The sequence below is a fragment of the Saccharothrix tamanrassetensis genome (assembly GCF_014203665.1).
Taxonomy (GTDB): Bacteria; Actinomycetota; Actinomycetes; order Mycobacteriales; family Pseudonocardiaceae; genus Actinosynnema; species Actinosynnema tamanrassetense.
The window spans coordinates 29370-54959 of sequence record NZ_JACHJN010000005.1 but is presented as its reverse complement, the minus strand read 5'-3'; the positions used below and the strand labels follow the sequence as shown (position 1 = coordinate 54959).

The following is a 25590-nucleotide window of genomic DNA, read 5'->3' as shown; positions in this document are numbered from 1 at the left end:
GGTCAGCGGGCGAGCCGGTCGAACCAGGCCGCCAGTTCGGCCGGGTCCGGGGCGGCGCCGGTGCGGACCGCGATCTCGTGGTGCACGGCGCGGACGGTCTCCGGTGTGCGGGTCAACGAGGTCGACCCGGAGGCCAGGCCGAACCCGGACCACGCCTGGACGTCCTGCGGGGCACGGCGCAGCCTCGCCGCGTAGCCGCGTGCCGCCGCGTCGCGGTCACCGCGCAGCAGCGCGAGGTCCGGCCCGTCGGCCAGGCGGCGCAGCCGGTCCGGGTCCAGCACGCTCAGCCTGACCAGTGCACCGAGCCTGGTCGCGCCGACCGTAGCGGCGGCCACGACCTCGGACGGACCGGTGACGTCGGCCGTGCCGCCGGACAGCCACGCCTCCGCCAGCCCGGCCACCACCCGGCCGGCGGGGCGGACGTGCCGCAGCCGCCAGACGGCGCGGTGGTCGGCGGTGCACAGCGCGACGGCGGCGGCCAGGTCCGGCGGCACGTCGGCCGGGTCGCAGGCCGCCAGCCGCACCGACACCCCGGCGACGAACTCGCGGCCCAGTCCGGTCAGCTCCGTCGACCTGCGCAGGGTGTCGACCACCTCCCCGACCTGGCGCGCCCGCAGGGCGAAGCCGAACCGGGCGCGGGCGGCCAGTTCGGGCGGCACGCGATCCCGTTGGGCGCGCCAGAACTCGACCACGCTGACGAACGCGTACGCGCCGTGCAGCAGTCCCTGGACCGGACGCGGGTCGTCGCGCCACGGTGCGTAGTGCCGGGCGACGGCCTCGCCGTGGCACAGGTCCACCAGGTCGAGCAGCCCGTTGACCTTGGAGTGCTGGAGCTCGTGCACGAGGGCTTCGCCGAACTCGACGGCGGAACGCTTCGGCGACATGGCGATGCCGCCGAACGCGGCCGACGACGACGCGGCGAACACGTCCGGTCCGGCGTCCAGCGGGGTGATCGTGACCAGTGCGGCGGCCAGCTCCTCGGCCGACGCCGCCTGCGAGGCGGTCAGCATGTCCCACGCCTCGTCCAGCAACTTGCACCACTCGTCGTGGTCCGCACTCGCCAACGGCTCGGCCCGGGTCGGCGGTCCGAACGCCCGGTAGACGTCCAGGTCGTCGAACGCGACGGTGATCGACCGGCCGCGTGCCGCACTGCGGTGCCGCCTCACGGGTTCCAGGGGCTCGCCGGGCACCGACAGCGAGACGCCGTCCACCGTGTTGCGCAGCCGCACGTGGCCGAGCGGGAAGTCGGTCGCGAGCCGGATGAGGCCGACGGACGGCAACGTCACCGCGCCGTACATGACGGGGACGCTCAGCTCGCACGGCAGACCGCCGCGGACGGCCACCGCCGCGACCACGGTGTGGAACCCGCCGACTTCGGACCGGAACGGCGTGCCGTCGGGGGCCAGACCGACCACGTGCCGCAGCGCGCGGCTCAGCCACACGCCGACCGTGGGGTACATGAGGACTCGCTCGACCTCGGCCGGTGCGATTCGCTCGGCGGTGGCGAGCAATTCCCACCCGGTTTCGACATCCGCGAACGGGCCGAGTCGGTCGGCCAGCACCGAGGCGGCTTCGACGAAAGCCATCAGGCGCAATCTGCGGAGGCTGTACTGGCCTCTCCGCAGAAGTGCGATTCCGGTGCCGGAGACGGCTCCCGAGCAGAGCTCGTCGAAGACCGAACGCGGCAGGCGAAACGCGGCGGGCTCCGCCGTGGACACTATTCCCGCTGCTCCTGGACGGAATCGCCGAACCGACCGCGGCGCAGCTCGGTGATCAGCCGGTGAACCGCCTCCGCCAGTACCGGAGTGCGCGGTGGTCTGATGTCGGACAAGGGCACCGACACCAGATCGGGCACCTTGCAGGACAGCTCAGCCGGTGATTCCGCTGTCACGTCGACCGCCTCCCCACGCCCGCCCGGTGCTTTCATCATGCCCGAACCGGAACAGCCCGTCACCGGCCGAGCGGATAGCGCTCAACGGCCAACAGGTCTATTCCGCCGCCCGGTCCGGGGGCGCGACGCGGGCGGTGAGGAAGGCGTCGGCCCAGCGGGCTTTCGGGTCGATGTCGACCAGCAGGAGCTTGACCAGCAGGGTGAGCGGGATGGCGAGAACGGCGCCCAGGCCGCCCAGCAGCCAGGCCCAGAACAGCAGCGCGAGGAAGGTGACGGTGGTGGACAGGCCCACCGAGTCGCCGACGAACCGGGGCTGGATCAGGGTCTGCACCACGAAGTTGAGCACGCTGTAGACGACGACCACCCACACCGCCGGTTGCCAGCCGCCTTCCAGCAGGGCGAGCAGGGTCGGCGGGGCCAGGCCGAGGACGAAGCCGATGTTGGGGATGTAGTTGGTGATGAACGCCAGCAGTGCCCACAGGATCGGCAGCGGGATGCCCATGATCGCCAGGGCCACGCCGTCCAGGACGGCCACGATCAGGCCGAAGACGGTGGACACCACGAGGTACTTGCGGGTGCCGGCGGCGAACCGGCCCAGTGCCGCCGCGACTTCGGGGCGGTCGGCGGCGATCACCGCCATGCGCGCGCCCGCGCCGGACGCGTCGACGCAGAGGAACAGCAGCAGGCACAGCAGGAAGACGATGTTGGACGCCAGCCCGCCCACACCGCTCAGGACCGTGCCCAGGATGCCGGCCACCCTCCCCACGTCCAGGCTGTCCGCGACCTTGGCGAACTCGGCCGCGCCCACCCCGAACCCGGCCAGTCCGCCGGCGACGGCGTCGGCCAGGGCTCGGCCCCGGTCGGCGTACCGGGGCAGTTCGGTGGCCAGTTGCGCCACCGAGACGACCAGGACGGCGACCAGGGACAGCAGGATCGCGTAGACGCCGAGCACGAGCGCGGTGGTGGCCACCCAGGACGGCAGTCCCTTGCGGCGCAGCCAGGACCGCACCGGGCTCACCGCGATCACCAGCGTCAGGGCGAGGAACACCGGGCCGATGAGCCACGACATCGCCATGACGCCGGCGCCGGCGACGACGGCCGCGGCCGTGCCCAGCAGCACCACCAGTCCCCTGGGTAGCTCCATCGTCCGAGCGTAGGGCCGGGGCGGTGGTTCGGCCTCCGCTCGGCCAACGCGAGCCGGAACCCCCAGCCGTAACTTCCAGCCGGAACCCCCAGCCAGAGCCCACAGCCGCAGCCACCCGAGCCCGCGACCGCAGCCCCAGCCGCATCCCCCAGCCGCATCCCCCAGCCGCATCCCCCAGCCGGGGCGCACAGCCGGGGCGCACAGCCGGGGCTCAGCCGGATCGCACAGCGGGGTTCGCAGTCGGTGGCTACCGGTAGCGTCTTCGATCATGCGGGTCACGTCCGGCGCGGAGTTACCGCGTGAGCGGCCGGTGCTGGTGCTGGTCGGTGGCGCGGACGGGATGGCCGACGGGCACTTCGAGCGGTTCGCCCTGGTGTTGCGCGAACTCGTGCCGGTGTTGGACGCGCTGGACGCCGTGGTGGTGGACGGCGGGACCGATTCCGGTGTCATGCGGGCCATCGGGCGGGCGCGGGCCGCGTGCGGCGGGCGGTTCCCGCTGATCGGCGTGGTGCCCGGCGGGGTGTCCGCCACGTTCGAGCCGAACCACACGGAGACCGTGCTGGTGCCGGGTGACCGGTGGGGCGCCGAGGCGCCGTGGTTGGCCGAGGTCGCCGCGACGGTCGCCGGGACGCGGCCGTCGGTCACCGTGCTGGCCAACGGCGGGCAGATCGCGTTCGAGGAGGCCGCGCTGAGCCTCGCGCGGGAGCGCCCGCTGGTCGTGGTGCGCGGCACCGGGCGCACGGCCGACGCGATCGCCGACGCCGTGGAACCGCGCGCGGCACGGATCTCCGCCTCGCCGCTGACCGCGGTGGTGCCGCTGGCCGGGCTGGTGACCCACCTGGCGCGGGTGTTGGAGGAGGGCGCGGGATGAGCGGCTTACCCGACGGGGATCTCCCGGGGTTGTTCGAGGCGGCCGACGCCGCGTCGCTGGACGGGCAGCGGCGCTACGTGCGGACGGTGCGGCTGCGGTTGGTGCTCGCGGTGCTGGCGGCCGTGTTCGGGGTGTTCAGCTGGACGGTGGGGCGGATCGACCTGGCCGCGATCGGCACCGCGATCGCGTTGGCCGCGGTCACCGTGACCGAGGTGAACCTGAAGTCGACCCGGCCCGAGGACCGCTGGTACGACGGGCGGGCGCTGGCCGAGTCGGCGAAGAGCCTGGCGTGGAAGTTCAGCGTGGGCGGCGCGCCGTTCGGGAAGGCCGGCCCCGAGGACGCGGCCGAACGCGGGTTCATCGAGCAGTTGGGCTCGCTGCTGGAGGAGGCCCCGACCACGGCCATCACGCCGTCGAAGCGGCCGGTGGTGACCGACGCGATGCGTGCCCTGCGGGCGGCGGACCTGGCCACCCGCAAGGAGGTCTACCTGCGCGAGCGCATCGTCGACCAGCAGGACTGGTACGCCGGCAAGGCGCGGCGCAACGAGCGGCAGGCCGGCTGGTGGCGGACGTCGCTGCTGACCATCGAGGTGGCCGGGATCTGCGCGGCGCTGGCGCGGGCGGTCGGCGCGGTCCGGATCGACCTGGCGGGCGTGGTGGCGGCGGTGATCGCCGCGGGCACCGCGTGGATGAGCCTGCGCCAACTGTCGACGCTCGCCCGCGCCTACACGTTCGCGGCGAACGAACTGGGCATCGTGCGCGGCCGGTTGGAGCTGGTGGACGAGGAGGAGGCGTGGTCCGCCGAGGTGGCCGACGCCGAGGACGCGGTGAGCCGGGAGCACACCATGTGGCGGGCCTCCCGGACCCGGCCTTCCGGTTAGCGGTGTCCGCGGCTGGTCCGGCGGCGGACCGGCCATCGCCCGCCTTCGGGGGGCAGGTCGCGGTGTGTCACGTCGGGCTGCGGGCCGGATCCCGCTGGTGGTGCGGCGTGCGGTCGTGCCGGGGAAGCAGGAAGGGGGTGATCAGCATGAGCAGGCCGGCGACGGCGATCGCGGTGCGCGGGTCGGTGATGCCGGCCAGCAGGCCCCACAGCCCGGTCATGGCCGCGACAGTCGCCTTGCTGGTGACCGACCACGCCGACAGGGTGCGGGCGACCCGGTTTGTCGGGACCTGCTCCAGCCGGTAGGTGGCGAAGACCGGGTTGAACACGCCCATGCAGGTGATCAGTCCGAACTCGACCGCGATGACGAGCACCAGCCCGGCCACGCCGGGCTGGACGAAGGCCGGCCCGATCGACCAGCACGCGCGCAGTGCCCCCGCGGTGCGCATGACCTTGTGCCGTCCGAACCGTGCGACGAGTCGAGGGGCAAGCCGTGCGCCGATGATGCCGCCGACGCAGGGCAGGCCGAACGCGAGGCCGTACTGCCAGGGGGCGAACCCGAGGTCGCCGAGCATGAGGACGGCGAGCAGCGGCATGGTCGCCATGATCAGGCCGCTGACCAGGACCGTGTTGAGGAACAATAGGCGCAGAGCAGGGTGCGTCAGGATGTACCGCCACCCTTCGAACAGGTCGCGGGGCCGGAGTCGCGTCCCGTGCGCACCGGTGCGCACGGGACGCGGCTCACGGCCGCCGATCGCACGGATCCCGGCGGCTGACAGCAGGTAGCTGACCGCGTTGGCCACCACCGTCATCGTCGGCCCGAACAGCCCGATCGCGGCCGTGCCGACCGGTGGTCCGAGCACGGTGGCGGTCCAGGTCGTGGACTCGAACCGCCCGTTCGCGACGAGCAGGTCCTCCGGCCGCACGAGCGTCTTCAGACACGCGCCACCGGCCGCGTTGAAGGCGATGTCGGCCGCACCGACGACGACGGACACCACCAGGAGCTGGACGAGACTGAGCAGACCGAGTGCGTACGCGGCAGGGACGCTCATCAGTGCCACGAACCGGATCAGGTCCATCGCGACCATCACCGGCCGCTTGCGGCGGAACTCCACCCACGGCCCGAGCGGCAGCGCGACCACCGCCCCCACCGCCGGCCCCGCGGCTGCCAGCACCGACACCTCGGTCGGCCCGGCGTGCAGCACCAGGATCGCGATCAGGGAGAACGCGTCGAACGCGAGCCACGTGCCGAACGTACTGACCCCATACGCCGCCCACAGCCACCCGAACCGCCGGCCCAACGGTCTCCTGTCCGCCATGCCCAGTGCGCTCCTCGAGGTCCTGTCCGAACAAACCGAAGTTGACCACTGGAAGCAAAGGCCGTAGCGAGCCGCAGGTCAAACAACCAAGTCGCCGGCAAGCCACAACCGAACGTTGTGGGCTAGCGTGGTCCGGCGTGGATCTCGAAGCCGTGCGCACCTTCGTCGTCGCCGCCGACGCGGGCCAGTTCCAGGAAGCCGCCGCCGACCTGTCGATCACCCAGCAGGCCGTCTCCAAGCGCATCGCCGTGCTGGAGAAGGATCTTGGTGTGCGGCTGTTCACCCGCACGGCGCGCGGCGCGGCGCTCACCATCGACGGGCAGGCGTTCCTGCCCCATGCGCGCGAACTGCTGCGCGTCGCCGAGCGCGCGGTCGCGTCCGTACGCGCAGGTCACCGCCCGCTGCGCGTCGACGTGATCGCTTCGCGCGGCGCGGCGTCGGGCCTGATGCGCGGCTTCCACCGCGCGCACCCCGAGATCGAACTGGACGTGGTGTGGCTGTTCGACATCGAGACGGCCGTCGCCGCCATCCGGTCCGGTGCGATCGACGCATCCTTCCGCGCCGTCGCCGCGCCCGGTCGCCCCCTTCCCGGGGACATCGAGTCGGTCCGGGCGATCGACGAGCCGCTCCAACTCCTCACCGGTCCCGCCCACGCACTGGCGGGCGCCCGGTCGGTGACCCTCGCCCAGCTCGCCGGGCACCGGATCTGGATGCCCGGCATCGTCCCCGGCACCGAGTGGGCCGCCTACTACGACGACCTCGTCGCCGAGTTCGGCCTCACCATCGAGGCGACCGGACCCAACTTCGGCTCCGACGCGCTCCTCGACACCGTCGCCGACACCCCGGCCCTGGCCACCTTCATGGGCGCGCAGACCCGCCTCGTCTGGCCCGCCGGCCACGACCTGCGCCGCATCCCGGTGACCGATCCGACGCCTGTCTACCCGCACTCGCTCCTCTGGCGCCGCGACAACCCCCACCCGGCGCTGGCCACCCTCCACGCCCACCTCGCCGCCACAGCGGCCGGCCACGACGACGCCGGGACCTGGGTGCCGCACTGGGTCGGTCCACGCTGAACGCCGCCGCGTCCTCGATCATCGTGGTCGGATGTCGGCGGGCTGTCCGGGTCTACCCGGCGGAGTCGATGCGCCGGTGGCCTGCGGCCAGCACCTCGTCGGCCAGTCGGGCCGGGGTGAGCCGGTCCGAGCGCAGCACGACCGTCCCGTCCGGCTGGCGGGCGGCGGCAGCCGGATCGATGCGGCTCAGGGCCCATTCGAGGGCCGACTGGCCCGTCTCCGGGTTGCCCGGGACCGGCGCACGAGCGCTGAGCCGCTCCCTCAGCACGTCGGCGTCCGCTTCCAGGAAGACGTGCAGGACCTCCTCGCCCGCGTCGGCCAGGCCGCCGAGGATCTCGGCCCGGTAGGCGTCGCGGACGAGCGACATCGGCACGATGAGCGTGTGCGCGTGGTGCCTGCGCAGCGACAGCGCCGTCGCGACGACGAGCTCCCGCCAGCTCGGCAGGTCCTGGAAGTCGGCGTTGGGCCGCATCCACTTCCACAGCATGAGGCCGACGTCCTCGGGGTCGTACACGAGCGCGTCCGGAAGCCGCCGGTGAAGCTCCTGCGCCAGCGTCGTCTTCCCCGCCCCGAACCCGCCGTTGAGCCAGATGATCACCATCGCAAAGTATCCGGGTAGCCCGCGACACGGCCACCATCGTCCGGCAGAGCACGGTGGGCACCGGAGTTGTTCGGGTGACCTCGACCGGGACTCCCGACTCTGGGCCGAAGATCGTCGGGCTGGTGACGGGCCTCTGGTACCCCGATGGGCCGGACACGTCGCCGATCAGCGGATGCCTCACCCTTGTCAAGGCGATCATCCGGGGTTCCGCGACCTAGCCCCGAACCACGCAACCATCCCCGTAGAGCAGGTGCGAGCCCCGCCAACCCGTCTGCGGCCCCATCAGGTGCCCGGCCGGCACCACCCGCCCCGATGTCGGGCTCTGCCGTCTTCGCCCGGACAGGACACGTCCAGGACCAGGGCCTTCCGGTTAAAAGTTGTCACCCGGCAATCACACAGAGTATGGTCTAGACCTGCCGCCGCGTTGGGTGAAATGTCCTGCCCAAAGCGGTTCATGCTGCTTCGGGACCGGGAGCGCCCAGCGAAGACCCCGCCCCACCCGTAAAGGAGCTGACATGGCACTCCGCCGAAGGATCGCCGCGATTGCGGCCGGCGTGCTCGCCGCGCCCCTCGTGGTCGTCGCCCTGCCAACGGCACCGGCGTTCGCCCATGGCTACGTGTCCTCACCGCCGAGCAGGCAGGCGCAGTGCGCCAAGGGCACCGTGGCCTGCGGCAGCATCAAGTACGAGCCGCAGAGCGTCGAGGGCCCGAAGGGCCTGCGCACCTGCCACGGCGGCAACGCCGGGTTCGCCGAGCTGAACAACGACAGCAAGGGCTGGAAGGTCACCAACGTCGGCCGGACGGTCACCTTCAACTGGGTGTTCACCGCCCGGCACCGCACCGCCAACTACGAGTACTACGTCGGCGGCCAGCGGGTCGGGTTCGTGGACGGCAACATGCAGCAGCCGCCCGCGTCGGTGTCGCACACCATCAACCTCGGTAGTGCGTCCGGCCGCCAGAAGGTCCTGGCCATCTGGAACATCGGCGACACGTCCAACGCGTTCTACGCCTGCATCGACGTCAACATCAGCTGACGGTGGTGCGGGCCGGTGGGCCCGACCAGTGGGTGCCGACTGACGGCGCCTGACCAGTAGCGTCACCGAACACCGGTGGGGGCGTGCCAGCCTGTAGGCACGCCCCCACCTCCACCTCAACTGGTGAAACCGCCGTCCACGTGCAGCTGCGCACCGGTGCTGTACCGCGCCTCGTCGGAGGCCAGGTAGGCCACCGCCGCGGCGACCTCGTCCGCCTCGGCGAACCGGCCGAGGGCGGTGAAGCCCCGGATCACCTCGGCGTACGGGCCCTCCTCGGGGGCGAGGTCGGTGTTCGTCGGACCGGGGACCACCAGGTTGACCGTGATGCCGCGCGGCCCGAGCTCGCGCGCCAGCGCCTTGGTCAGGCCGACCAGCGCAGCCTTGCTCGCCGAGTACAGCGACAGACCGGGGAACACCGCCCGGTCGGCGACGTTGCTGCCGACGTTGATGATCCGCCCGCCGTCGCCGAGGTGCGGCAGCGCGGCCTTGACCGCCACGAACGGGGCCCGCACGTTCACCGCGAACGTCCGGTCGAACTCCTCGACGCCCAGCTCCTCCACCGGACCGGTGATGAACGCGGCGGCGTTGTTCACCAGGACGTCCAACCGCCCCAACGTGCCGACGGCCTCGTCCACCGCCGCCGCGACGGCCGCCGGGTCCTCGCTCTCGGCCCGGATCGCCACCACCCGGCGCCCGAGCGCCTTGATCCGCTCCACCACGTCGTCCGCGTTGTTCCGGTAGGTCAGCGCGACGTCCGCGCCATTGCCCGCGAGCCGCACCGCCACCGCCGCACCGATACCCCGGCTACCACCTGTGACCAGCGCGACCTTGCCTTCGATGTTCATGGAAATGATCCTGGGCGACCGCGGGTCGGAAGTCCGGCGGTAATCGGACCTCGCGCCGGCGGCCGGGGACGATCGAGAAATTCGTTGCGAGGGTGTGCGGGGACCGCATAGCGTTCGCGGTACACGAGGAAGGAGGTGGTCCGAAGTTGTATAGCTGCAGGACTCGACGTGAGGTGGCTGTCCGCTAGGACCGGCCTTTCCCAGGTGGTCTGGGCGAATCCCAGGCAGCCACCCGGCCCCCGTGACCCCGAGCCCAGTCCAGCTCGGCCCGCACCTGGTGCGGGAAGCGGTCAGGGGGCCGTTTCACGTTCCGAGGTGCTCACGCACCGTGCGCAGGTCGGCCAGGAAGCCGGCGTACGCCTCGTCCCGGTCCGGGGCCCGGAGCACCGCCGACGGGTGCACGGTGGAGATCACCCGGAAGTCGTCGGTCTGCTCCAGTCGTCCTCGGCGCTCGGTGACCTTGTAGGCGGTGCCCATGATCGCCTTGGCGGCGGTCGCCCCGAGGCACACGACCAGGTCCGGCCGCACTTCGGACAGTTCGGCGTGCAGCCAGGGCAGGCAGGCCACGACCTCGCCGCGCGACGGCGACTTGTGGATGCGTCGCTTGCCGCGCTCGGCGGGCACGAACTTGAAGTGCTTCACCGCGTTGGTCACGTAGACGCCCTCACGCAGCAGGTCCGCCTCCGCCAACGCCTTGTCCAGCAGCTTGCCCGCCGGTCCTACGAACGGCTCGCCGGCCCGGTCCTCCACGTCGCCGGGCTGCTCCCCGACCAGCACCAGCCGGGCATCCGGCGGGCCGGCCCCGAACACGGCCTGGGTGGCGGGCTTGTAGAGGTCGCACCCCTCGCACTTGTCCACCGCACGGCGAAGCGCCGCCAAGTCGGCGCCTTCCGGCACGAACGGGGCGGCGCTGCGCGCGACCATGTCAGCGGTCGTCGGAGCGGAAGGCGTCCTTGACCTTCTCGCCGGCCTGCTTGAGCGCGCCCTTGGCCTTCTCGGCCTTGCCCTCCGCCTGCCACTGCTCGTTGTCAGTGGCGTCGCCCAGGGCTTCCTTGGCGCGGCCCTTCATCTCCTCGGCCTTGTTGCTGACCTTGTCGTCGGCTCCCATGGTGGCGGTCCTTTCGTCGACTTCAGGTCGCACCTCGAATACCCCGGGAGGCGGCCGGGAAACCTCCCCGGCATGACCAGTCGTATCATCGCCCTCGCCCTGGACGCCCCTCCCGACCCCACCGACCTGTGCGACTCCTGGTGCGCCGCACTCGACTACCGGGTCTCCCGGACCTGGACCGACCCCAAAGGCGTCGAGTACACCGAACTCACCGGCGACGGCCCGTTGCTGCTGCTACAACCGGTCCCGGAAGAAAAGACGGTGAAGAACCGCCTGCACTTGGACTTGGCCGCGGACAAGGACCAGGACGCCGAAGTCGCCCGACTCGTTGCGCTCGGCGCAACCGTGATCGAAAACGACCCGGACTTCCACTGGATCGTCCTGACCGACCCCGCCGGAAACGAATTCTGCGTGCTCCCACCACGCTGAACAGCCCACCCCGCCCGGCACTGCCCACATCCGCCCCGCGCACCACCGCCCCGCGCACCACCCGGCGCACCACCACCCGGCGCACCACCACCCGGCAGCGCGCCGGCGCACACCCTTCCCGTGCTGCGTGTCATCCCCGTATGGCCTGCGCGCAGCGAACCGCGCTTGTCCGGGGAATGCAAGCACGCTTTTCGCTTGCATTCCCCGGACAAGGGTGGTTGTCTTTGACCGGGCCATGCGGGGATGACACGCAGCACCGCTTTTATCTTTTAAGCTTTGATTTTATGGGATCCTTGGCGGCCTGCCCGTCCGGCGAGGACTCTTTTCAGACTTGGTGCCGTGCGGATCTTCGTAGCAAGAGGATCTTCGTAGCAAGAGCTTGAAAAGCGACGCTCGCCGCTGGGCAGACCTCCGGGGAGGAAAAACAAAGGGCGTCGTGTTCTCCCCGCATGGCCTGTCAAAGACGACCACCCTTGTCCTGGGGGCGCAAGCGAAGAGCGTGCTTGCACCCCCAGGACAAGCGCGGTAGCCCTCCGGGCAGGCCATACGGGGAGAACACGAAGACACAGGTGTGTGCGGGCTCGCATTGCGGCCGGTGTGGGGTGCGGCGGTGGCCGGTGCAGGTCGTGGCGCGGTGCGGGTGGCGGTGTGGAGCGGCCTCGCAGGTGGCTGTGGGACGGGTCGGGGTGTGGGACGGGGGTCGGGGGGTGGAGTACGGTTCGCGGGCGGTGGGCCACGGGTTGGTCGGTGGTCTGCCGTGCCGCTGAGGACCCTCCGGTTTCTTCTCTGCACGGGCCTCTACTACGGTGATCGTCTACGCGGTTGAAAAGCCAGCCGCAAGCCACCCGGCGCCCAGCGTTTGGGCACCAGGGTCAGCGTCAGCTGAGGGCTTGTCGGAGCTGGCACCGCCTGCCCTCGCACGCGCCGCTGACCCGGTTTCGACGTGCGAGAGGAGCCCGACCGTGGTCGGGGACGACGGACTGGACGAAACGCTTGCCGCGCGGATCGCCAGCCTTGAGGCCGAGGTGATGGGACTGCGCAAGGCGGTGCAGACCCGCACCGTCATCGGACAGGCCACCGGCCTGATCGCGGCCGTTCAGGGCTGCACCCCCCAACAGGGGTTCCAGCTGCTGGTCGCCATGTCGCAGCACCACAACGTGAAGCTGCACACCATCGCCGTGAAGCTGCTGGACCTGGCGGCCGAGCTCGGGCCGCGCCAGGCCGTGCGGGCGGTCCACCTGTCGGCCGAGCCGAACGGCAAGGTCGACCGCTCCGACTGGCCCGGTGTGGAGGTGGTGCACGCGGCACGGCGGCTGGTCGCCGCCTACGACGCCGCCAACACCTCGGGCGACGAGTTGCCCGAGGTGCGAAGACAGCTGCACGACCAGGTGAACCTGGCCGGTCAGCTGCTGGCGGAGAAGTTGACCGAGGTCGGCTGGCTGTCGGACAACTGAACCACCGCGAACGACTCGGCGGGCAGGCGCACCGCCTGTTCCACCACCCGCGCGTCGGCCGACGCGAGGAGCACCTCGCCGGGGGCCCCGAGCGGCACGTCCGCCTCGGGGCCCAGGTTGCACACCACGCGCAGCCCGCCCCGGTGCAGCACCAGCACGTCGCCCCCGTCGTCGACCCGGAAGCGGTCCAGCCGGGGGTCGGCCAGTTCCGGGCGGGACCGGCGCAGCGCGATCAGCGACCGGTACAGCTCCAGCACCCGGCGGTGCCGGTCCTCGGACACCTCGTCCCACTTCAGCGTCGACCGCCGCACGGTCTCCGGGTCGATCGGGTCGGGCACCTCCGACTCGCCCCACCCGTGCCGGGCGAACTCCCGCCGCCTGCCGGTGCGCACCGCCTCCGCCAGCTCCGGGTCGGGGAACGAGGCGAAGAACTGCCACGGCGTGCTCGCCGCCCACTCCTCCCCCATGAACAGCATCGGCGTGTACGGCGAGCAGAACACGATCGCCGCGCCCACCGCGAGCCGGCCGAACGACACCGACGCGGACAACCGGTCGCCCACCGCCCGGTTGCCGATCTGGTCGTGGTTCTGGAGGTAGGCCAGGAACCGGTAGCCGGGCAGCCGCTTGTCCACCGGGCGCCCGTGGTGCCGGTGCCGGAACGACGACCACGTGCCGGCGTGGAAGAACACCTCCCGCAACGTCTTCGGCAACGCCCCCACGAAGTCCGGGTAGTACCCGGACGTCTCGCCGCTCAGCGCCACGTGCAGCGCGTGGTGCAGGTCGTCGGCCCACTGCGCGTCCAACCCGTACCCGCCGCCCTCGCGCGCCGTCACCAGCCTGGCGTCGTTCAGGTCCGACTCGGCGATCAGCGTCAACGGCCTGCCGACCGCCGCCGACAGCGCGTCCACCTCCACCGCCAACTGCTCCAGCACGTGCAGCGCGCTCCGGTCCACCAGCGCGTGCACCGCGTCCAGCCGCAGCCCGTCCACGTGGAAGTCCCGCAGCCAGCCCAGCGCGTTGTCGACGACGTACCGGCGCACCTCGTCCGAGTCCGCGCCGTCCAGGTTCAACCCCGGACCCCAGTCGTTGCTGCCGGCGAAGTACGGCCCGAACCGGTCGAGGTACGCGCCGGACGGCCCGAGGTGGTTGTAGACCACGTCCAGCACGACACCGAGCCCGCGCGCGTGGCAGGCGTCCACGAACCGCTTGAACCCGTCCGGCCCGCCGTACGGCTCGTGCACCGCGCCCCACAGCACGCCGTCGTAGCCCCACCCGGCAACCCCGTCGAACGAGTTCACCGGCAGCACCTCGACGTGCGTGACGCCCAGCTCCACCAGGTGGTCCAGCCGCTCGATCGCCCCGTCGAACGTGCCCGCCGGCGTGAACGTGCCGATGTGCAGCTCGTAGATCACCGCCCCCGGCAGCCCGCGCCCCGTCCACCCCTGGTCGGTCCACTCGAACCGCGAGTGGTCGTAGACCCGCGACGCCGCGTGCACCCCGTCCGGCTGCCACGACGACCGGGGATCCGGCAGCGCGTCGCCGTCGAGCACGAACGCGTAGTCCGTGCCGTCCACCGGCGAGTGCCACCACCCCCCGTCGCCGGGCGTCATCTCGTGGTCGTGCCCGTCCACCCGAACCAGGACGCGCTCGTGGTGAGGCGCCCACACCGAAAAGCTCACTGATCTCCTCGCACCAGCAGTGCCACCGGGTAGCGGTCCAACAGGTCGGCCAACCGCGTCGACGCGGGCCGGGAGGTGAGCACGTCGGTCCACTCCCCCGGCGGCAACGGCAGCTCGGTGTCGCCCCAGCCGCCACGCGCCGCCAAGCCGACCGGCAACCGGGTCGCGACCGCGACCAACCCGGTCCGTTCGAACGCGACCACGTGCTCCGCCGCCGGCCCGGCCGCCCGCACCGGCCGGTACCCGCGGAACAGCTCCGGGCGTTCCCGCCGCAGCCGCAACGCCTTGTGCACCACCAGGAGCTTCGCCGCCCCCGAATCGTCCACCCCGGGCTGCCACCCGCCGCGGATCCGGTCCAGCAACCGCCGTCGCACGGTGTAGTCCACCGGCCGCCGGTTGTCCGGGTCCACCAACGACAGGTCCCACAGCTCGGTGCCCTGGTACACGTCCGGCACGCCGGGCGCGGTGAGCTGCACCAGCTTCTGCCCCAGCGCGTTCGACCACCCGTGCAGCACGATCCCGGACACGAACTCGGCGACCTCGCCGGCCACCGGGCCGTCCAGCACCTCGCCCGGCCACGCCGCGACCGCCGCCTCGAACTCCTCGTCGTGGTCGACCCAGGTGGTGCGGACCTTCGACTCCTTGGCGGCCTTGTCCAGGTACGCGGCCATCCGGTCGGCCGTGATCGGCCAGGCGCCCACCAGCGACTGCCACGCCAGCATGTTCAGCGCGGGCTCGTCGATCGGGTGCGCCGCCGTCCAGCGCCGCACCGCGTCGCCGAACTGCTCGGGCAGCTCGGCCAGCACCGCGAGCCGCGCCCGCACGTCCTCCGACCGCTTGGTGTCGTGCGTCGACAGCGCGGTCATCGCCGCCGGCGACCCCGCCTCCCGGGCCGCGGCCCGGGCGTGGAACTCGGCCACCGGCATCCCGAACCGGTCCGGCGCACCGCCGACCTCGTTCAGCGCCACGAACCGGGTGTAGCGGTAGAACGCGGTGTCCTCGGTCCCCTTGGCCACGACCATGCCGGACGTCTGCTGGATCCTGGTCGCGAGCTCCCCGCGCGGATCGGCGCGCACCTGCTCGTCCAACACCCGTGCCGCCGGTGACGCCACCGCCGCCACCGCCGCGCGCCACGCCTCCCAGCCCTCCGGCAGGTACGACCGGTACACCGGGAACGCGGCCATCACCTGCGCCACCGCCTCCTCGGCCGCCGCCCGGTCCGGGTGGTCCACCAGGGCGGCGATCCGCCGCACCTCGGCGCGCAGGATGCCGCGCGCGACCAGTTCCCGGCACTCGTGCTCGACCGCCGCGAAGTCCGTGGCCACCCCGAACTCCTCGGCCAGCGCGGTGAACGGGGACTCCCCGGCGGGGTCCACGAACACCCCGCACACCTCGCGCAGCGCGTCGTACCCCGTCGTGCCCTCCACCGGCCAGCTCGCCGGCAGCGACTCGTCCGCCCCGAGGATCTTCTCCACCACCAGCCAGCACCCGGCGCGCTCCTTGAGCCGCCGCACGTACCCGCCGGGGTCGGCCAGACCGTCCGGGTGGTCCACCCGCAGCCCGGTCACGTCACCCGCCTCGACCCACCGCAGCACCTCGCGGTGGGTCGCGTCGAACACCTCCGGGTCCTCCACCCGCACCGCGGCCAGCGTGGTGATGTCGAAGAACCGCCGGTAGTTCAGCTCGGTGTTGCCGCGCCGCCAGAACGCCGACTCGTAGTGCTCGTGCTGCTGCTCGTCCTCGGGCGAACCGGCGAACGGCAGCAGCACCTTCCCGGAGGACCAGTCGATGTCGAAGTACTTCGCGTACGGCGAGGCGGGACCGCGCTGGAGCACGTCCCACCACCACGGGTTGGCGGGACCGTCCTCCACCGCCATGTGGTTCGGCACGATGTCCACCACCAGGCCCAGCCCGGCCTGCCGCAGCGCCTTGCCCAACGCCTGCCGCCCGGCCTCACCGCCGAACTCCTCGCGGGCCCGCGTCGGGTTCACCACGTCGTAGCCGTGCGTGGACCCCGGCGTCGCCTCCAGCAGCGGCGACGCGTACAGCGCGCCCGCGCCCAGCGCGTCGAGGTAGTCGACCACCGCCTCGGCGTCGGCGAAGGTGAAGTCGGGGGTGAACTGGATCCGGTACGTGGACGCGGGGGCGGCGCCGTCCGGCGTGCGCGGCGGGGTCATTCGACACCCGTCCGCTGGAGCACGACCAACGACCGCGCGGTCAGCGTGACCGTGCCGCCCGCCGGCACCGGCTCGCCCCGGTCGGCGTCCCGCACCACACCGGTCGTCGTGTCGATCACCGTGGTCCACTGCGGACCGTAGCCGGCGTCGGGCAACGTGACCTCGATGTCCTCGTGGTGGGCGTTGAAGGCGAGCAGGAACGAGTCGTCGAGCACCCGCATCCCGCGCTGGTCCAGGTCCGGGATGCCCTCGCCGTTGAGGAACACCACGACGCAGCGGCCGAAGTCGTCCCCCCAGTTCTGCTCGGTCATCTCCTCGCCGGACGGGGTGAACCAGGCGATGTCGCGCAGCTCGTCGCCCTTGCGGATGGGTTTGCCCTGGAAGAACCGGCGGCGGCGGAGCACCGGGTGCTTGCGCCGGAACTCGGTCAGCGCGCCGGTGAAGTCCAGCAGGTCCTTGTTCTTCTCGATCAGCGTCCAGTCCACCCAGGACAGCTCGTTGTCCTGGCAGTAGGCGTTGTTGTTGCCCTGCTGGGTGCGGCCGATCTCGTCGCCGTGCAGGATCATCGGCACGCCCTGCGACAGCAGCAGGGTGGCCAGCAGGTTGCGCCGCTGGCGGGCGCGCAGCTCGTTGACCTCGGGGTCGTCGGTCGGGCCTTCGACGCCGCAGTTCCACGACCGGTTGTCGTCCGCGCCGTCCCGGCCGTCCTCGCCGTTGGCGTCGTTGTGCTTGTCGTTGTACGACACCAGGTCGTTGAGCGTGAAGCCGTCGTGCGCGGTGACGAAGTTGACCGACGCGTACGGTCGCCGGCCGTCGTCCTGGTAGAGGTCGGACGACCCGGTGATGCGGGACGCGAACTCGCCCAGCGTCGCGGGCTCGCCGCGCCAGAAGTCGCGCACGGTGTCCCGGTACTTGCCGTTCCACTCGGTCCACAGCGGCGGGAAGTTGCCCACCTGGTAGCCGCCGGGCCCGACGTCCCACGGCTCGGCGATCAGCTTCACCTGGCTCACCACCGGGTCCTGCTGCACCAGGTCGAAGAAGGTGGACAGCCGGTCCACGTCGTAGAACTCGCGGGCCAGCGTGGCGGCCAGGTCGAACCGGAAGCCGTCCACCCGCATCTCGGTCACCCAGTACCGCAGCGAGTCCATGATCAGCTGCAACGTGTGCGGGCTGCGCACGTTCAGCGAGTTGCCGGTGCCGGTGTAGTCCATGTAGTACTTCGGCTCGTCGTCCACCAGCCGGTAGTAGGCCTGGTTGTCGATGCCGCGCATGGACATGGTCGGCCCGAGGTGGTTGCCCTCGGCGGTGTGGTTGTAGACCACGTCCAGGATGACCTCGATGCCCGCCTCGTGCAGGGCCCGGACCATGCCCTTGAACTCCTGCACCTGGTTGGCCTGCTCGGGCAGCGCCGCGTAGCCGTCGTGCGGCGCGAAGAAGCCGATGGTGTTGTAGCCCCAGTAGTTGCGCAGGTCCTTCTCGGCCAGGCCGTGGTCGGTGATGAACTGGTGCACCGGCATCAGCTCGACCGCCGTCACGCCCAGCGACTTGAGGTGGTCGACCACCGCCGGGTGCGCCAGGCCCGCGTAGGTGCCGCGCAGGCTCTTGGGCACCTCGGGGTGCTGCATGGTCAGGCCGCGCACGTGCGTCTCGTAGATGACCGACTCGTTGTACGGGATGTTCGGCGGCCGGTCGTTGGCCCAGTCGAAGAACGGGTTGACCACCACGGACAGCGGCACGTGGCCCACCGAGTCCTGGTCGTTGCGCTCGTCGGGGGCGCCGAACGGGTAGCCGAACAGCGACTCGTGCCAGTCGACACCGCCGGTGATCGCCTTCGCGTACGGATCGATCAGCAGTTTGTTCGGGTTGCACCGCAGACCGTGTTCCGGGTCGTACGGGCCGTGCACGCGAAAACCGTACTTCTGCCCGGGACCGACGCCGAGCAGGTAGCCGTGGTGGACGAAGCCGTCCACCTCCGGCAGCCGCACGCGCGTCTCGGTCCCGTCGTCGTCGAACAGGCACAGCTCGACGTACTCCGCGACTTCGGAGAACAGGGTGAAGTTGGTGCCCACACCGTCATAGCCGGCGCCGAGCGGGTAGGGCGTTCCTGGCCAGGGCCGCACAGGTGCTCCTCGAAGACGAGCTGGAACAATTCGACCCTACCGTTCTAGATCATGGCCTCCGGGAATGCGACCTGACGAGCTGTCCACGTGCTGCAACCAACAGCAGCCTGGCTTCCTGGAGCTCCAGGTACCTCAGGTGCTCGGCGGCGGCCTCGGCGCAGGCCACGGCCTGCCCCAGCGCGTCGTCGGAGCCGACCTCGGTGCGGCGCAGGGCGTCCCGCAGGGATTGCTCGGCGGTCAGCGCCCCGGACAGCGGGTCCGACAGCGGGTCGGCGAGGTTCGACGGGCGGACGGCGGCGAGGACGCGTTCGACGGCGACTTCGAGCGCGTCGGCGGGACTCGTCGGGATGGGATTGGCCTGCTCGGGCACCAGCCCGGTGCGGGACACCAGCTCGGTGTTCACGGGTGAATGCCACCTCCAACCATGGCGCGGGTGGGTTGGTTGACGATACTCCGCAACAGTGCGGACCGCGTGACGAGCGTGTCCCGGGTCATCGGCCACGACCTGAAGCCAGGGCGGCGGCCACCCGGCGCACGCGGGCGTCGGCGAACAGCTCGGCCAGCCCGACCGGCAGCGGGATCCGCCAGTTCGGGTACTGGTCGACGGTGCCGGGCAGGTTCGGCTGGCGGGTTTCCCCGAGCGCGTCCTGGGGCGATGTCAGCAGCAGCAGCGAAGGTGCCCTCGCCAGCAGCGCGTGGAACGCGGTGATCAGGTCATCGGCGGCCACCCCCTCCTGCTCGAGCAGCTCGACCAATTCTGCGCGTTCTCGCGCGGCAGACCGGTATTCCCCGTCCGGGGCTCCTTCAAACTGCCCCAGATCGGCCCGCACCCGAACGTGTTCGGCCGACAGGAAACCGGCCACGGTCGGCAGGTCGTGGGTGGAGATGCTGGCCATCGCGGACGTGGTCCACTTCTCCGGCGGGACCAGCGGGTGACCGGGCTGGTCGTAGTCGCGCTGGAACCACAGCACGGCCGAGCTGAGCATCCCGTGCGCGTGCAGGGCTTCGGTGACCTTCGGCTCGACCGTGCCCAGGTCCTCCCCCACGACGACCGCGTCCGCCCGGTGCGCCTCCAGGGTCAGCACGGCCAGCATCGCGTTGTCGTCGTAGTGCACGTAGGTGCCGCGCTTGGGCGGCTCGCCCGGCGGGATCCACCACAGCCGCCACAGGCCCGCGACGTGGTCGATGCGGATGCCGTCGGCGTGCTTGAGCACGTTGCGGATCACCGCGCGGAACGGCTCGTAACCCTGTTCGGCCAGCTTGTCCGGCCGCCACGGCGGCAGGTTCCAGTCCTGGCCGAGCTGGCTGAACGCGTCCGGGGGTGCGCCGACCCGGACGTCGGGCGCGAACGCGTCGCGCACCGCCCAGGTGTCCGCGCCGCCGGGGTGCACGCCGACCGGCAGGTCGTGGACGATGCCGACCGGCATCGCCCCGGCGGCTCGGCGCGCGTCGGCCAACTGCTGTTCGCACAGGTCCTGGAGCCAGGCGTGGAAGGCGACGCGGTCCGGGTCGGCGGTCGCGGTGGCCGGGTCGCGTTGGGGTTCGGGCCAGCTGCGCCAGTCCGGGCCGTGGGTCTCGGCCAGCGCGCAGAACCGGGCGAAGTCCTTCAGGTCGCCTTCCGGTGCGACGTGGTCCACGTCCGCCCAGAGCAGTTCGAGCGCGGCCTTCTTCGCCGTCCACACGGCGTCGTAGTCGATCAGCTCCGTGTCGTTGTCCGACCGCAGCGCGTCGACCGCCGCCCTGGTCGCCGCATCGGCGTCCCGGTACGCGGGGAGGTCGGTGATCCGCAGGTACAGCGGGTTGGCGAAGCGGCGGCTGGAGGGCGAGTACGGCGAGCGCTCCACCGGGGCGGTCGGGCTGATCGCCTGCACCGGGTTGACCAGCAGCACGCCCGCGTCGAGCTCCTCGGCGCTGCGCCGGGCGATGGTGGCCAGGTCCGCGAAGTCGCCCATGCCCCACGACTCGGCCGAGCGCATCGCGTAGAGCTGGAGCATCCAGCCCCAGGTCTTCGGCACCGGCCGGAGCCCGCGGGGGGCGACGACCACCGTGCGGTCGCCGAGCCGGTGGTACCCGAGGGGCAGTTCGGCGGGCAGGGTGACCTCGCCGCCGTCTTCGAGCACGACCGTGCCGGTGCCCTCCAGCACCTCGCCCTCGCGCAGGACCAGGGTTTTCGGTTCGGGCCGGGGAGCGGCGAGCGCACGGCGCACCGCCTCCGGGGTCGAGGCGTCCACGTCCAACTGCGCGAGCACGGCCACCACTACGTCAGGATCGACATCCGCACGGCGTTGTCCGGCGTCCTCGTAGTAAGTGGCCACGCCGTGTGCTTCGGCCAGTGCGGCCAACTCGTCGTCCACGTGGGACAGCTTCGTCGCACCCCGTGCCCGGATGCCAGGCGGGGGTAGCGCAGGTCACCCGATGGTTGCAGGAGGCTGATCGTGGGTACCAGGCTTGGATCGGTGTCACCGCCGGCCCGTCGACTCCCGGACCACCAGGTGCACCGACGGCGGTTGCACGTCGTGCGGCTCGTCGCGCAGTCCGGCCAGCAGCCGGTGCACGGCGTGCTCGCCGCGTTCGCGCCACGCGCCCTCCACCGCCGTGATGCCGACCGCCCGCGCCAGCTCCGGGCCGTCCAGGCTGACGATCGACACGTCTTCGGGCACCCCCCGGCCGTCCCGGCGCAGCCTCAGGAACACCCCGAGCGCGACCTCGCCGCTGGAGCAGATCACGGCGGTGGGCAGCCGGTCGCCGTCCAGCAGCACATCTACCACCTGCTCGCCGCCGGCGACGGTCGAGGACGACCACAGCGTCCACTCGGGACGGACGCTGAGGCCTTCGGCGACCAGCAGCTCGTCGTAGGACTCGTCCACGTCCTCCGCCAGCACCAGCGCCACGTCCCGGTGCCCGAGTTCCAGCACGTGCCCGGCGGCCAGCCGCAGCGCCTCGCGCAGATCGTCGTCCCGCACCGCGACCACCGGCACGTCCAGCGCGTCGAGCGCGTCGCGCTCGGCGTCGGTCAGGTCCACCGACAGCGCCAGCACCCCGTCCACCCGGCGACCCAGCGCGGGCAGCTCCTCGAAGAACTCCGCGCGCGTCCCGCCGTCCCGCAGCACGTACAGCAGCACGTCGTAGCCGGCGGTCCGGAGGGCGCCCTCCGCGCCCGCGAGCAGATCACCCCGTCCGACGTCGGCGGTCAGCACCGCCACCGCGTACTTGCGCCCGCCCGCCAGGCTGGATGCGTCCCGGGCGATGGCGTACCGCATCCGCTTGGCCACCTCGGTGACGTACCGGCGGGTCGCCTCGGACACCCCCGGCTCGCCCCGCAGCGCCCGCGACACCGTGGCGGCGGACACCCCGGCAGCCCGCGCGACATCGGACATGCTGGTCAACGCACACCTCCCTGACACGAGATTAGCCAGAACCGTACGGTGGGCCCGATGCGAACACCCCGCGAGACGTGATCAGCACCCTGCGAGAGGAAGCCGCACCCATGAAGGCAGGCGACACCGCCCCCGACTTCACCTTGGCCGACCAGGACGGCAGCCCGCGGACGCTGTCCGAACTGCTGGCCGGCGGCCCCGTGGTGCTCTTCTTCTACCCCGCCGCGATGACCAGCGGGTGCACCGCGGAGAGCTGCCACTTCCGCGACCTGGCCGTGGAGTTCGCCGACCTGGGCGCGCAGCGGGTCGGCATCTCCACGGACGGGGTGGACAAGCAGAAGCAGTTCGCGGAGCTGAACGGCTTCGACTACCCGCTGCTGTCGGACCGCGACGGCGAGGTCGCGGCCTGGTTCGGCGTGAAGCGGCGCTTCGGCCCGCTGCCGGTGAAGCGCCACACGTTCGTCATCGACACCGACCGCACGGTGATCGAGGTGATCAAGTCCGAGTTCGCGATGAACGCCCACGCGGACAAGGCCCTGGCCGTCCTCCGGACCCGCGCGGCCCGCTCGTAGGCCCACCGGTCCGCTCCGGGGCGCAGGCGCGATCAGCGGCCTGGCAGCAGTCAGGGGCGCAGGCCCGCCAGGACGAAGTCGGCGATCTCGTCGGCCGGCTGTTCGGGCGGCTTGGCGCCGTCCGGCCGGTACCAGGTGGGCAGTTGGTTGACCACGCCGAGCGCGATCAGGACCGCCGTGTCGGCCGGCACCCGCGCGCTGAACTGCCCTTCGGCCTGCGCCTTCTCCACCACCGCGCGGAACGCCTCGTGGTAGCGGCGGCGTTCCGCGCGGAACGCCGCCATCCGCTCGGCGTCGAGCCGGTGCATCTCGCGGACGAACACCGCCGTCTCGTCGACGCTGTCCGCCGTCGTCGCGACCAGGCTGACCATGATCCGCCGCACGGTGGTTGCCGGGTCGGCGCCCTGCGCGATGATCCGGTCCAGGTCCGCCGTCTGCCGCCCGATCAGCGACCGGTAGATCTCGAACAGCAGGTCGTCCTTGGAGCCGAAGTAGTGGTAGAGCGCGCCCTTGGTGACCGAGGCGGCCTCCACCACCTCCTGCACGGTGGTCGCGTCGAACCCCTTGGCGGCGAACAGCCGGACCGCCGCCGCGACGATCCGTTCCGGCGTGGTGAGGCCTTCGGGCGCCACCTCAGGCCCCCGGCGCGAGGGCGCGCACCAGGTCGAGCTGGTCCGCGCCGGTGGGCAGGACCGCGATGACGGGCGTGTCCACGCCGTTGGCGGCGTACGCGGCGACCTGAGCGCGGCATCGGCCGACGCTGCCGTGCACGACCAGGTCGTCCACGACTTCGTCGGGGACGAGGGCGCCCGCGCCGCGCCGGTCGCCGGCGGCCCACGCCTCGTGCATCGGTCGCAGCGCGTCGCCGCGTCCCAGCCAGTCGTGGAACGCGGCATAGGCGGGCACGGTCAAGTAGGTGCTGATCAGCATCCGGCCGAGGGCGCGGGCGGCGTCGGCGTCCTCGGTCGGGCAGACGAAGATCCGTGCGGCCAGCTCGCCGCGGCCCAGTTCGGCGCGGACCTTGACGACGTCGTCCGCGCTCAGCCAGTTGGTGATGGCGCCGTCGGCCTCGCGCCCGGCGAGCCGGAGCATGTTCGGGCGCAGTGCGGCCAGCATGATCGGAACCCGCTGCCCGGGGGCCCGTTCCAGTCGGAACCCGCGCACGGCGAACGTCTCGTACTCCTCGTTGACCTTCTCACCCGTCAGCGCGGCCTTGAGGAAGCGGAGGGTATCGCGGGTCCGTTTGAACGGCTCGGCGAAGTCGACCGCGTTCCACCGCTGCACGATGGCGGGCGACGAGGACCCGATGCCGAGCACGAACCGGTTGCCGGACACCTCGGCCAGTGTGGCGGCGGTCATGGCCAGCGTCGCCGGTCCGCGGGTGTAGACCGGCGCGATCGCGGTACCCAGGCGGAGCCGGTCGGACCACTGGGCGGCCAGCGCCAGGGGCGTGAACGCGTCGGTGCCGGACGTCTCGGCCGACCAGACGTCGGTGTAGCCGAGGTCCGCGAGTTCCGCGACCAGGGCGCGGTGGTCGAGCACCGGCACGCCGGTCAACGGCAGTGTGATTCCCCAACGGCCCACGATCGCCTCCGTCCAGAACGGTCATCGGCGCACCGTACTGCAGGTACCGACCAGTCGGTATGCGATCACCCGAGCACCCGCAACGCCACTCGCGCACCTGCAACCCGCGCGCGCATCGCGACGCCATTCGGGGCCGACCTACATGGAGCCGTGGGCCCACCGGCACAAAACCGTGGGCCCACCGACCGGTGTCGGTGGGCCCACGGCGTCGAACAGCCGACCGGTTGCCGGTCGCAGGGTGGCGCTCTCGATCAGTAGAGGCTCTCGGTCAGAGCGAGATACCGCGCTCGCCCAGCCAACCGATCGGGTCGATCTTCTGCGACCCGCCGATCCACACCTCGAAGTGCAGGTGCGGTCCGGTCGACTGGCCGCGGTTGCCCATGGTCGCGATCTGCTCGCCGGCGGCCACGCGCTGCCCTTGGGACACCAGGATCTCGTTGACGTGCCCGTAGACGGTGATCGTGCCGTCCCCGTGCTGGACCCGGACCCACAGCCCGAACCCGCTGGCGGGACCGGCCTCCACCACCACGCCGTCCATGGCGGACAGGATGGGCGTGCCGATCGAGTTCGCGATGTCCACGCCGAAGTGGGTGCTCCCCCACCGCGAGCCGAAGCCCGAGGTGAACGAGCCTTCGGCCGGCTTGGCGGCGCCGACCCGGGGAGCCGCGGCCCGGGGCTGGGCGACGGGGGCGGGCGGGGGTGGCGGCTGGGCGGCGGCCTGCTCGGCGGCGACCCGGGCCTTCTCGGCTTCCTCGGCGTCCTTCTGGCGCTTGAGCTCGGCCTGGCGCGCGGTGTAGCCGTCGGACGCGTGCTTGATGGCCTGGCCGACGACCTGGCGGGCGTAGAGCCCCTCGGACCTCATGAGCTTCGCGGTCTCCAGACCGGGCTCGATGGCGTGCCGGGTCTCGATGGGCCCCGGCTGGGGGGCCGAGGAGACCGCGAGGGCCGCGGCGAGGTCCGTGCCGGCGGCGATCGGCGTGATCTGGGTGCCGGTGCCGGCGGCGACTCCGACGCCCGCGGTCAAGGTCCCGAACGCGACAACCGCCGCGAGCTTGCCGGTGACCGGTGGTTTCTCTTCCTCCGCGCGGTGCGAACCGCGCCGGCCGGTGGTCCTCGGGGGCGTGTGGAACACGCTGCGACCACGGGCCTTGGTGTGCCGTGCCAAGGTTGTGCCTTCCTGCATCGGGGAGCCCGGTCGGGACACCCGGCGGGGGATCCGGGTGGCGACGCTTTCGGGGAGCGTTGCCGTGTCCCTTTGGTGACCGAACCGTGACATGCGGCGGGGAACGTAACCCGATGTGACGAACGAAGGCAACCCACACCTGTCGAACTACGGCAATTTGGTGAGATAGCCCACCCAGCGTCACCGTACGTGTTCAAATACCTGCCGGTTTCGGATCGGGCCGTTATAAAACGCAGGTCAGCGGGTGGA

The 25590-nt window shown here is 71.8% G+C and carries 24 protein-coding genes; 7 read left to right on the top strand and 17 right to left on the bottom strand.

All coding sequences use genetic code 11. From position 1 onward, the window contains the following. Positions 1-2 precede the first annotated feature (2 nt). The 3 genes from FHS29_RS16685 to FHS29_RS16675 form a co-directional block, all read right to left on the bottom strand. Positions 3-1586 carry an HEXXH motif domain-containing protein gene (locus FHS29_RS16685; RefSeq protein WP_246440422.1) on the bottom strand — a complete coding sequence of 528 codons (1584 nt, stop codon included), beginning with the start codon at positions 1584-1586 and terminating at the stop codon, positions 3-5. 131 nt (positions 1587-1717) lie between these two features. Beyond that, entirely contained in the window at positions 1718-1930 is a 213-nt protein-coding gene (locus FHS29_RS16680; RefSeq protein WP_184691593.1) for a hypothetical protein, read from the bottom strand. 58 nt (positions 1931-1988) lie between these two features. Continuing rightward, on the bottom strand, positions 1989-3035 hold the full coding sequence (locus FHS29_RS16675) for an AI-2E family transporter (protein WP_184691592.1): 1047 nt from the start codon (positions 3033-3035) through the stop codon (positions 1989-1991). A gap of 268 nt (positions 3036-3303) precedes the next feature. Between FHS29_RS16675 and FHS29_RS16670 the strand changes: the two genes are divergently transcribed. Both FHS29_RS16670 and FHS29_RS16665 read left to right on the top strand, forming a co-directional pair. Continuing rightward, on the top strand, positions 3304-3906 hold the full coding sequence (locus tag FHS29_RS16670; RefSeq protein WP_184691591.1) for a hypothetical protein: 603 nt from the start codon (positions 3304-3306) through the stop codon (positions 3904-3906). Continuing rightward, positions 3903-4787, top strand: a complete 885-nt coding sequence (locus FHS29_RS16665) for a DUF4231 domain-containing protein (RefSeq protein ID WP_184691590.1) — start codon at positions 3903-3905, stop codon at positions 4785-4787. The genes FHS29_RS16670 and FHS29_RS16665 overlap by 4 nt, the downstream gene beginning before the upstream one ends. Before the next feature lie 67 nt (positions 4788-4854). Here FHS29_RS16665 and FHS29_RS16660 read toward each other — a convergent pair whose 3' ends face one another. Further along, the gene (locus FHS29_RS16660; protein ID WP_184691589.1) at positions 4855-6105 is read right to left on the bottom strand and encodes an MFS transporter; all 1251 of its coding nucleotides are present in this window, start codon (positions 6103-6105) and stop codon (positions 4855-4857) included. A 137-nt stretch (positions 6106-6242) separates the two neighbouring features. Here FHS29_RS16660 and FHS29_RS16655 point away from each other — a divergent pair, with 137 nt between their 5' ends. After that, positions 6243-7178, top strand: a complete 936-nt coding sequence (locus FHS29_RS16655; protein WP_184691588.1) for a LysR family transcriptional regulator — start codon at positions 6243-6245, stop codon at positions 7176-7178. A gap of 52 nt (positions 7179-7230) precedes the next feature. Here the strand turns inward: FHS29_RS16655 and FHS29_RS16650 are convergent, their stop codons facing one another. Next, positions 7231-7776: a P-loop nucleotide/nucleoside kinase family protein gene (locus tag FHS29_RS16650; protein ID WP_312864949.1), complete on the bottom strand. Its 546-nt coding sequence runs from the start codon at positions 7774-7776 to the stop codon at positions 7231-7233. A gap of 518 nt (positions 7777-8294) precedes the next feature. Between FHS29_RS16650 and FHS29_RS16645 the strand changes: the two genes are divergently transcribed. Next, positions 8295-8813 carry a lytic polysaccharide monooxygenase auxiliary activity family 9 protein gene (locus FHS29_RS16645; protein ID WP_184691586.1) on the top strand — a complete coding sequence of 173 codons (519 nt, stop codon included), beginning with the start codon at positions 8295-8297 and terminating at the stop codon, positions 8811-8813. 116 nt (positions 8814-8929) lie between these two features. On the opposite strand, the gene FHS29_RS16640 is transcribed toward FHS29_RS16645, so the two are convergent. From FHS29_RS16640 to FHS29_RS16630, 3 genes are all read right to left on the bottom strand, one after another. Next, on the bottom strand, positions 8930-9658 hold the full coding sequence (locus FHS29_RS16640; RefSeq protein ID WP_184691585.1) for an SDR family NAD(P)-dependent oxidoreductase: 729 nt from the start codon (positions 9656-9658) through the stop codon (positions 8930-8932). A 303-nt stretch (positions 9659-9961) separates the two neighbouring features. Beyond that, positions 9962-10582, bottom strand: coding sequence for a UdgX family uracil-DNA binding protein (locus FHS29_RS16635; RefSeq protein ID WP_184691584.1), 621 nt, complete (start codon positions 10580-10582; stop codon positions 9962-9964). A 1-nt stretch (position 10583) separates the two neighbouring features. After that, positions 10584-10766 (bottom strand): CsbD family protein, encoded by a 183-nt coding sequence (locus FHS29_RS16630; protein ID WP_184691583.1) that lies wholly within the window; start codon positions 10764-10766, stop codon positions 10584-10586. 72 nt (positions 10767-10838) lie between these two features. Here FHS29_RS16630 and FHS29_RS16625 point away from each other — a divergent pair, with 72 nt between their 5' ends. Together FHS29_RS16625 and FHS29_RS16620 are read left to right on the top strand one after the other, a co-directional pair. Further along, a complete protein-coding gene (locus FHS29_RS16625; protein WP_184691582.1) occupies positions 10839-11195 on the top strand; it encodes a VOC family protein in 357 nt (118 codons plus the stop codon). A 962-nt stretch (positions 11196-12157) separates the two neighbouring features. Further along, positions 12158-12649, top strand: a complete 492-nt coding sequence (locus FHS29_RS16620) for an ANTAR domain-containing protein (protein WP_184691581.1) — start codon at positions 12158-12160, stop codon at positions 12647-12649. Here the strand turns inward: FHS29_RS16620 and treZ are convergent. The 6 genes from treZ to FHS29_RS16590 all read right to left on the bottom strand — a co-directional run bounded on the left by treZ (position 12598) and on the right by FHS29_RS16590 (position 22002). Beyond that, positions 12598-14328, bottom strand: a complete 1731-nt coding sequence (gene treZ / locus FHS29_RS16615) for a malto-oligosyltrehalose trehalohydrolase (protein WP_184691580.1) — start codon at positions 14326-14328, stop codon at positions 12598-12600. The two genes, FHS29_RS16620 and treZ, sit on opposite strands and share 52 nt — an antisense overlap. Further along, complete coding sequence (treY, locus tag FHS29_RS16610) at positions 14325-16505, bottom strand: malto-oligosyltrehalose synthase (RefSeq protein ID WP_184691579.1); 2181 nt, start codon at positions 16503-16505, stop codon at positions 14325-14327. Before treY ends, treZ begins: the two co-directional genes overlap by 4 nt. Beyond that, positions 16502-18625 (bottom strand): glycogen debranching protein GlgX, encoded by a 2124-nt coding sequence (glgX, locus tag FHS29_RS16605; protein WP_184691578.1) that lies wholly within the window; start codon positions 18623-18625, stop codon positions 16502-16504. The genes treY and glgX overlap by 4 nt, the downstream gene beginning before the upstream one ends. A gap of 49 nt (positions 18626-18674) precedes the next feature. Further along, positions 18675-19028: a hypothetical protein gene (locus tag FHS29_RS16600; RefSeq protein ID WP_184691577.1), complete on the bottom strand. Its 354-nt coding sequence runs from the start codon at positions 19026-19028 to the stop codon at positions 18675-18677. 88 nt (positions 19029-19116) lie between these two features. After that, positions 19117-20979 (bottom strand): 4-alpha-glucanotransferase, encoded by a 1863-nt coding sequence (locus FHS29_RS16595; protein ID WP_184691576.1) that lies wholly within the window; start codon positions 20977-20979, stop codon positions 19117-19119. 105 nt (positions 20980-21084) lie between these two features. Further along, positions 21085-22002 carry a LacI family DNA-binding transcriptional regulator gene (locus tag FHS29_RS16590; RefSeq protein ID WP_184692283.1) on the bottom strand — a complete coding sequence of 306 codons (918 nt, stop codon included), beginning with the start codon at positions 22000-22002 and terminating at the stop codon, positions 21085-21087. A 110-nt stretch (positions 22003-22112) separates the two neighbouring features. On the opposite strand from FHS29_RS16590, the gene FHS29_RS16585 reads away from it, so the two are divergent. Next, positions 22113-22574, top strand: a complete 462-nt coding sequence (locus FHS29_RS16585) for a peroxiredoxin (RefSeq protein ID WP_184691575.1) — start codon at positions 22113-22115, stop codon at positions 22572-22574. Positions 22575-22624: 50 nt separating this feature from the next. Here FHS29_RS16585 and FHS29_RS38130 read toward each other — a convergent pair whose 3' ends face one another. The 3 genes from FHS29_RS38130 to FHS29_RS16570 all read right to left on the bottom strand — a co-directional run bounded on the left by FHS29_RS38130 (position 22625) and on the right by FHS29_RS16570 (position 25341). Beyond that, positions 22625-23206 (bottom strand): TetR/AcrR family transcriptional regulator, encoded by a 582-nt coding sequence (locus FHS29_RS38130; protein ID WP_184691574.1) that lies wholly within the window; start codon positions 23204-23206, stop codon positions 22625-22627. A 1-nt stretch (position 23207) separates the two neighbouring features. Continuing rightward, positions 23208-24158, bottom strand: coding sequence for an LLM class F420-dependent oxidoreductase (locus FHS29_RS16575; RefSeq protein WP_184691573.1), 951 nt, complete (start codon positions 24156-24158; stop codon positions 23208-23210). 268 nt (positions 24159-24426) lie between these two features. Continuing rightward, entirely contained in the window at positions 24427-25341 is a 915-nt protein-coding gene (locus tag FHS29_RS16570) for a M23 family metallopeptidase (RefSeq protein WP_184691572.1), read from the bottom strand. Positions 25342-25590 lie beyond the last annotated feature (249 nt).

Excerpts from the sequence above, each read along its gene's own strand:
- FHS29_RS16685 (WP_246440422.1), bottom strand. The coding sequence starts at position 1,586 with ATGGCTTTCGTCGAAGCCGCCTCGGTGCTGGCCGACCGACTCGGCCCG.
- FHS29_RS16680 (WP_184691593.1), bottom strand. The coding sequence starts at position 1,930 with ATGATGAAAGCACCGGGCGGGCGTGGGGAGGCGGTCGACGTGACAGCG.
- FHS29_RS16675 (WP_184691592.1), bottom strand. The coding sequence starts at position 3,035 with ATGGAGCTACCCAGGGGACTGGTGGTGCTGCTGGGCACGGCCGCGGCC.
- FHS29_RS16670 (WP_184691591.1), top strand. The coding sequence starts at position 3,304 with ATGCGGGTCACGTCCGGCGCGGAGTTACCGCGTGAGCGGCCGGTGCTG.
- FHS29_RS16665 (WP_184691590.1), top strand. The coding sequence starts at position 3,903 with ATGAGCGGCTTACCCGACGGGGATCTCCCGGGGTTGTTCGAGGCGGCC.
- FHS29_RS16660 (WP_184691589.1), bottom strand. The coding sequence starts at position 6,105 with ATGGCGGACAGGAGACCGTTGGGCCGGCGGTTCGGGTGGCTGTGGGCG.
- FHS29_RS16645 (WP_184691586.1), top strand. The coding sequence starts at position 8,295 with ATGGCACTCCGCCGAAGGATCGCCGCGATTGCGGCCGGCGTGCTCGCC.
- FHS29_RS16640 (WP_184691585.1), bottom strand. The coding sequence starts at position 9,658 with ATGAACATCGAAGGCAAGGTCGCGCTGGTCACAGGTGGTAGCCGGGGT.
- FHS29_RS16635 (WP_184691584.1), bottom strand. The coding sequence starts at position 10,582 with ATGGTCGCGCGCAGCGCCGCCCCGTTCGTGCCGGAAGGCGCCGACTTG.
- FHS29_RS16630 (WP_184691583.1), bottom strand. The coding sequence starts at position 10,766 with ATGGGAGCCGACGACAAGGTCAGCAACAAGGCCGAGGAGATGAAGGGC.
- FHS29_RS16625 (WP_184691582.1), top strand. The coding sequence starts at position 10,839 with ATGACCAGTCGTATCATCGCCCTCGCCCTGGACGCCCCTCCCGACCCC.
- treY (WP_184691579.1), bottom strand. The coding sequence starts at position 16,505 with ATGACCCCGCCGCGCACGCCGGACGGCGCCGCCCCCGCGTCCACGTAC.
- FHS29_RS16590 (WP_184692283.1), bottom strand. The coding sequence starts at position 22,002 with ATGTCCGATGTCGCGCGGGCTGCCGGGGTGTCCGCCGCCACGGTGTCG.
- FHS29_RS16585 (WP_184691575.1), top strand. The coding sequence starts at position 22,113 with ATGAAGGCAGGCGACACCGCCCCCGACTTCACCTTGGCCGACCAGGAC.
- FHS29_RS16570 (WP_184691572.1), bottom strand. The coding sequence starts at position 25,341 with ATGCAGGAAGGCACAACCTTGGCACGGCACACCAAGGCCCGTGGTCGC.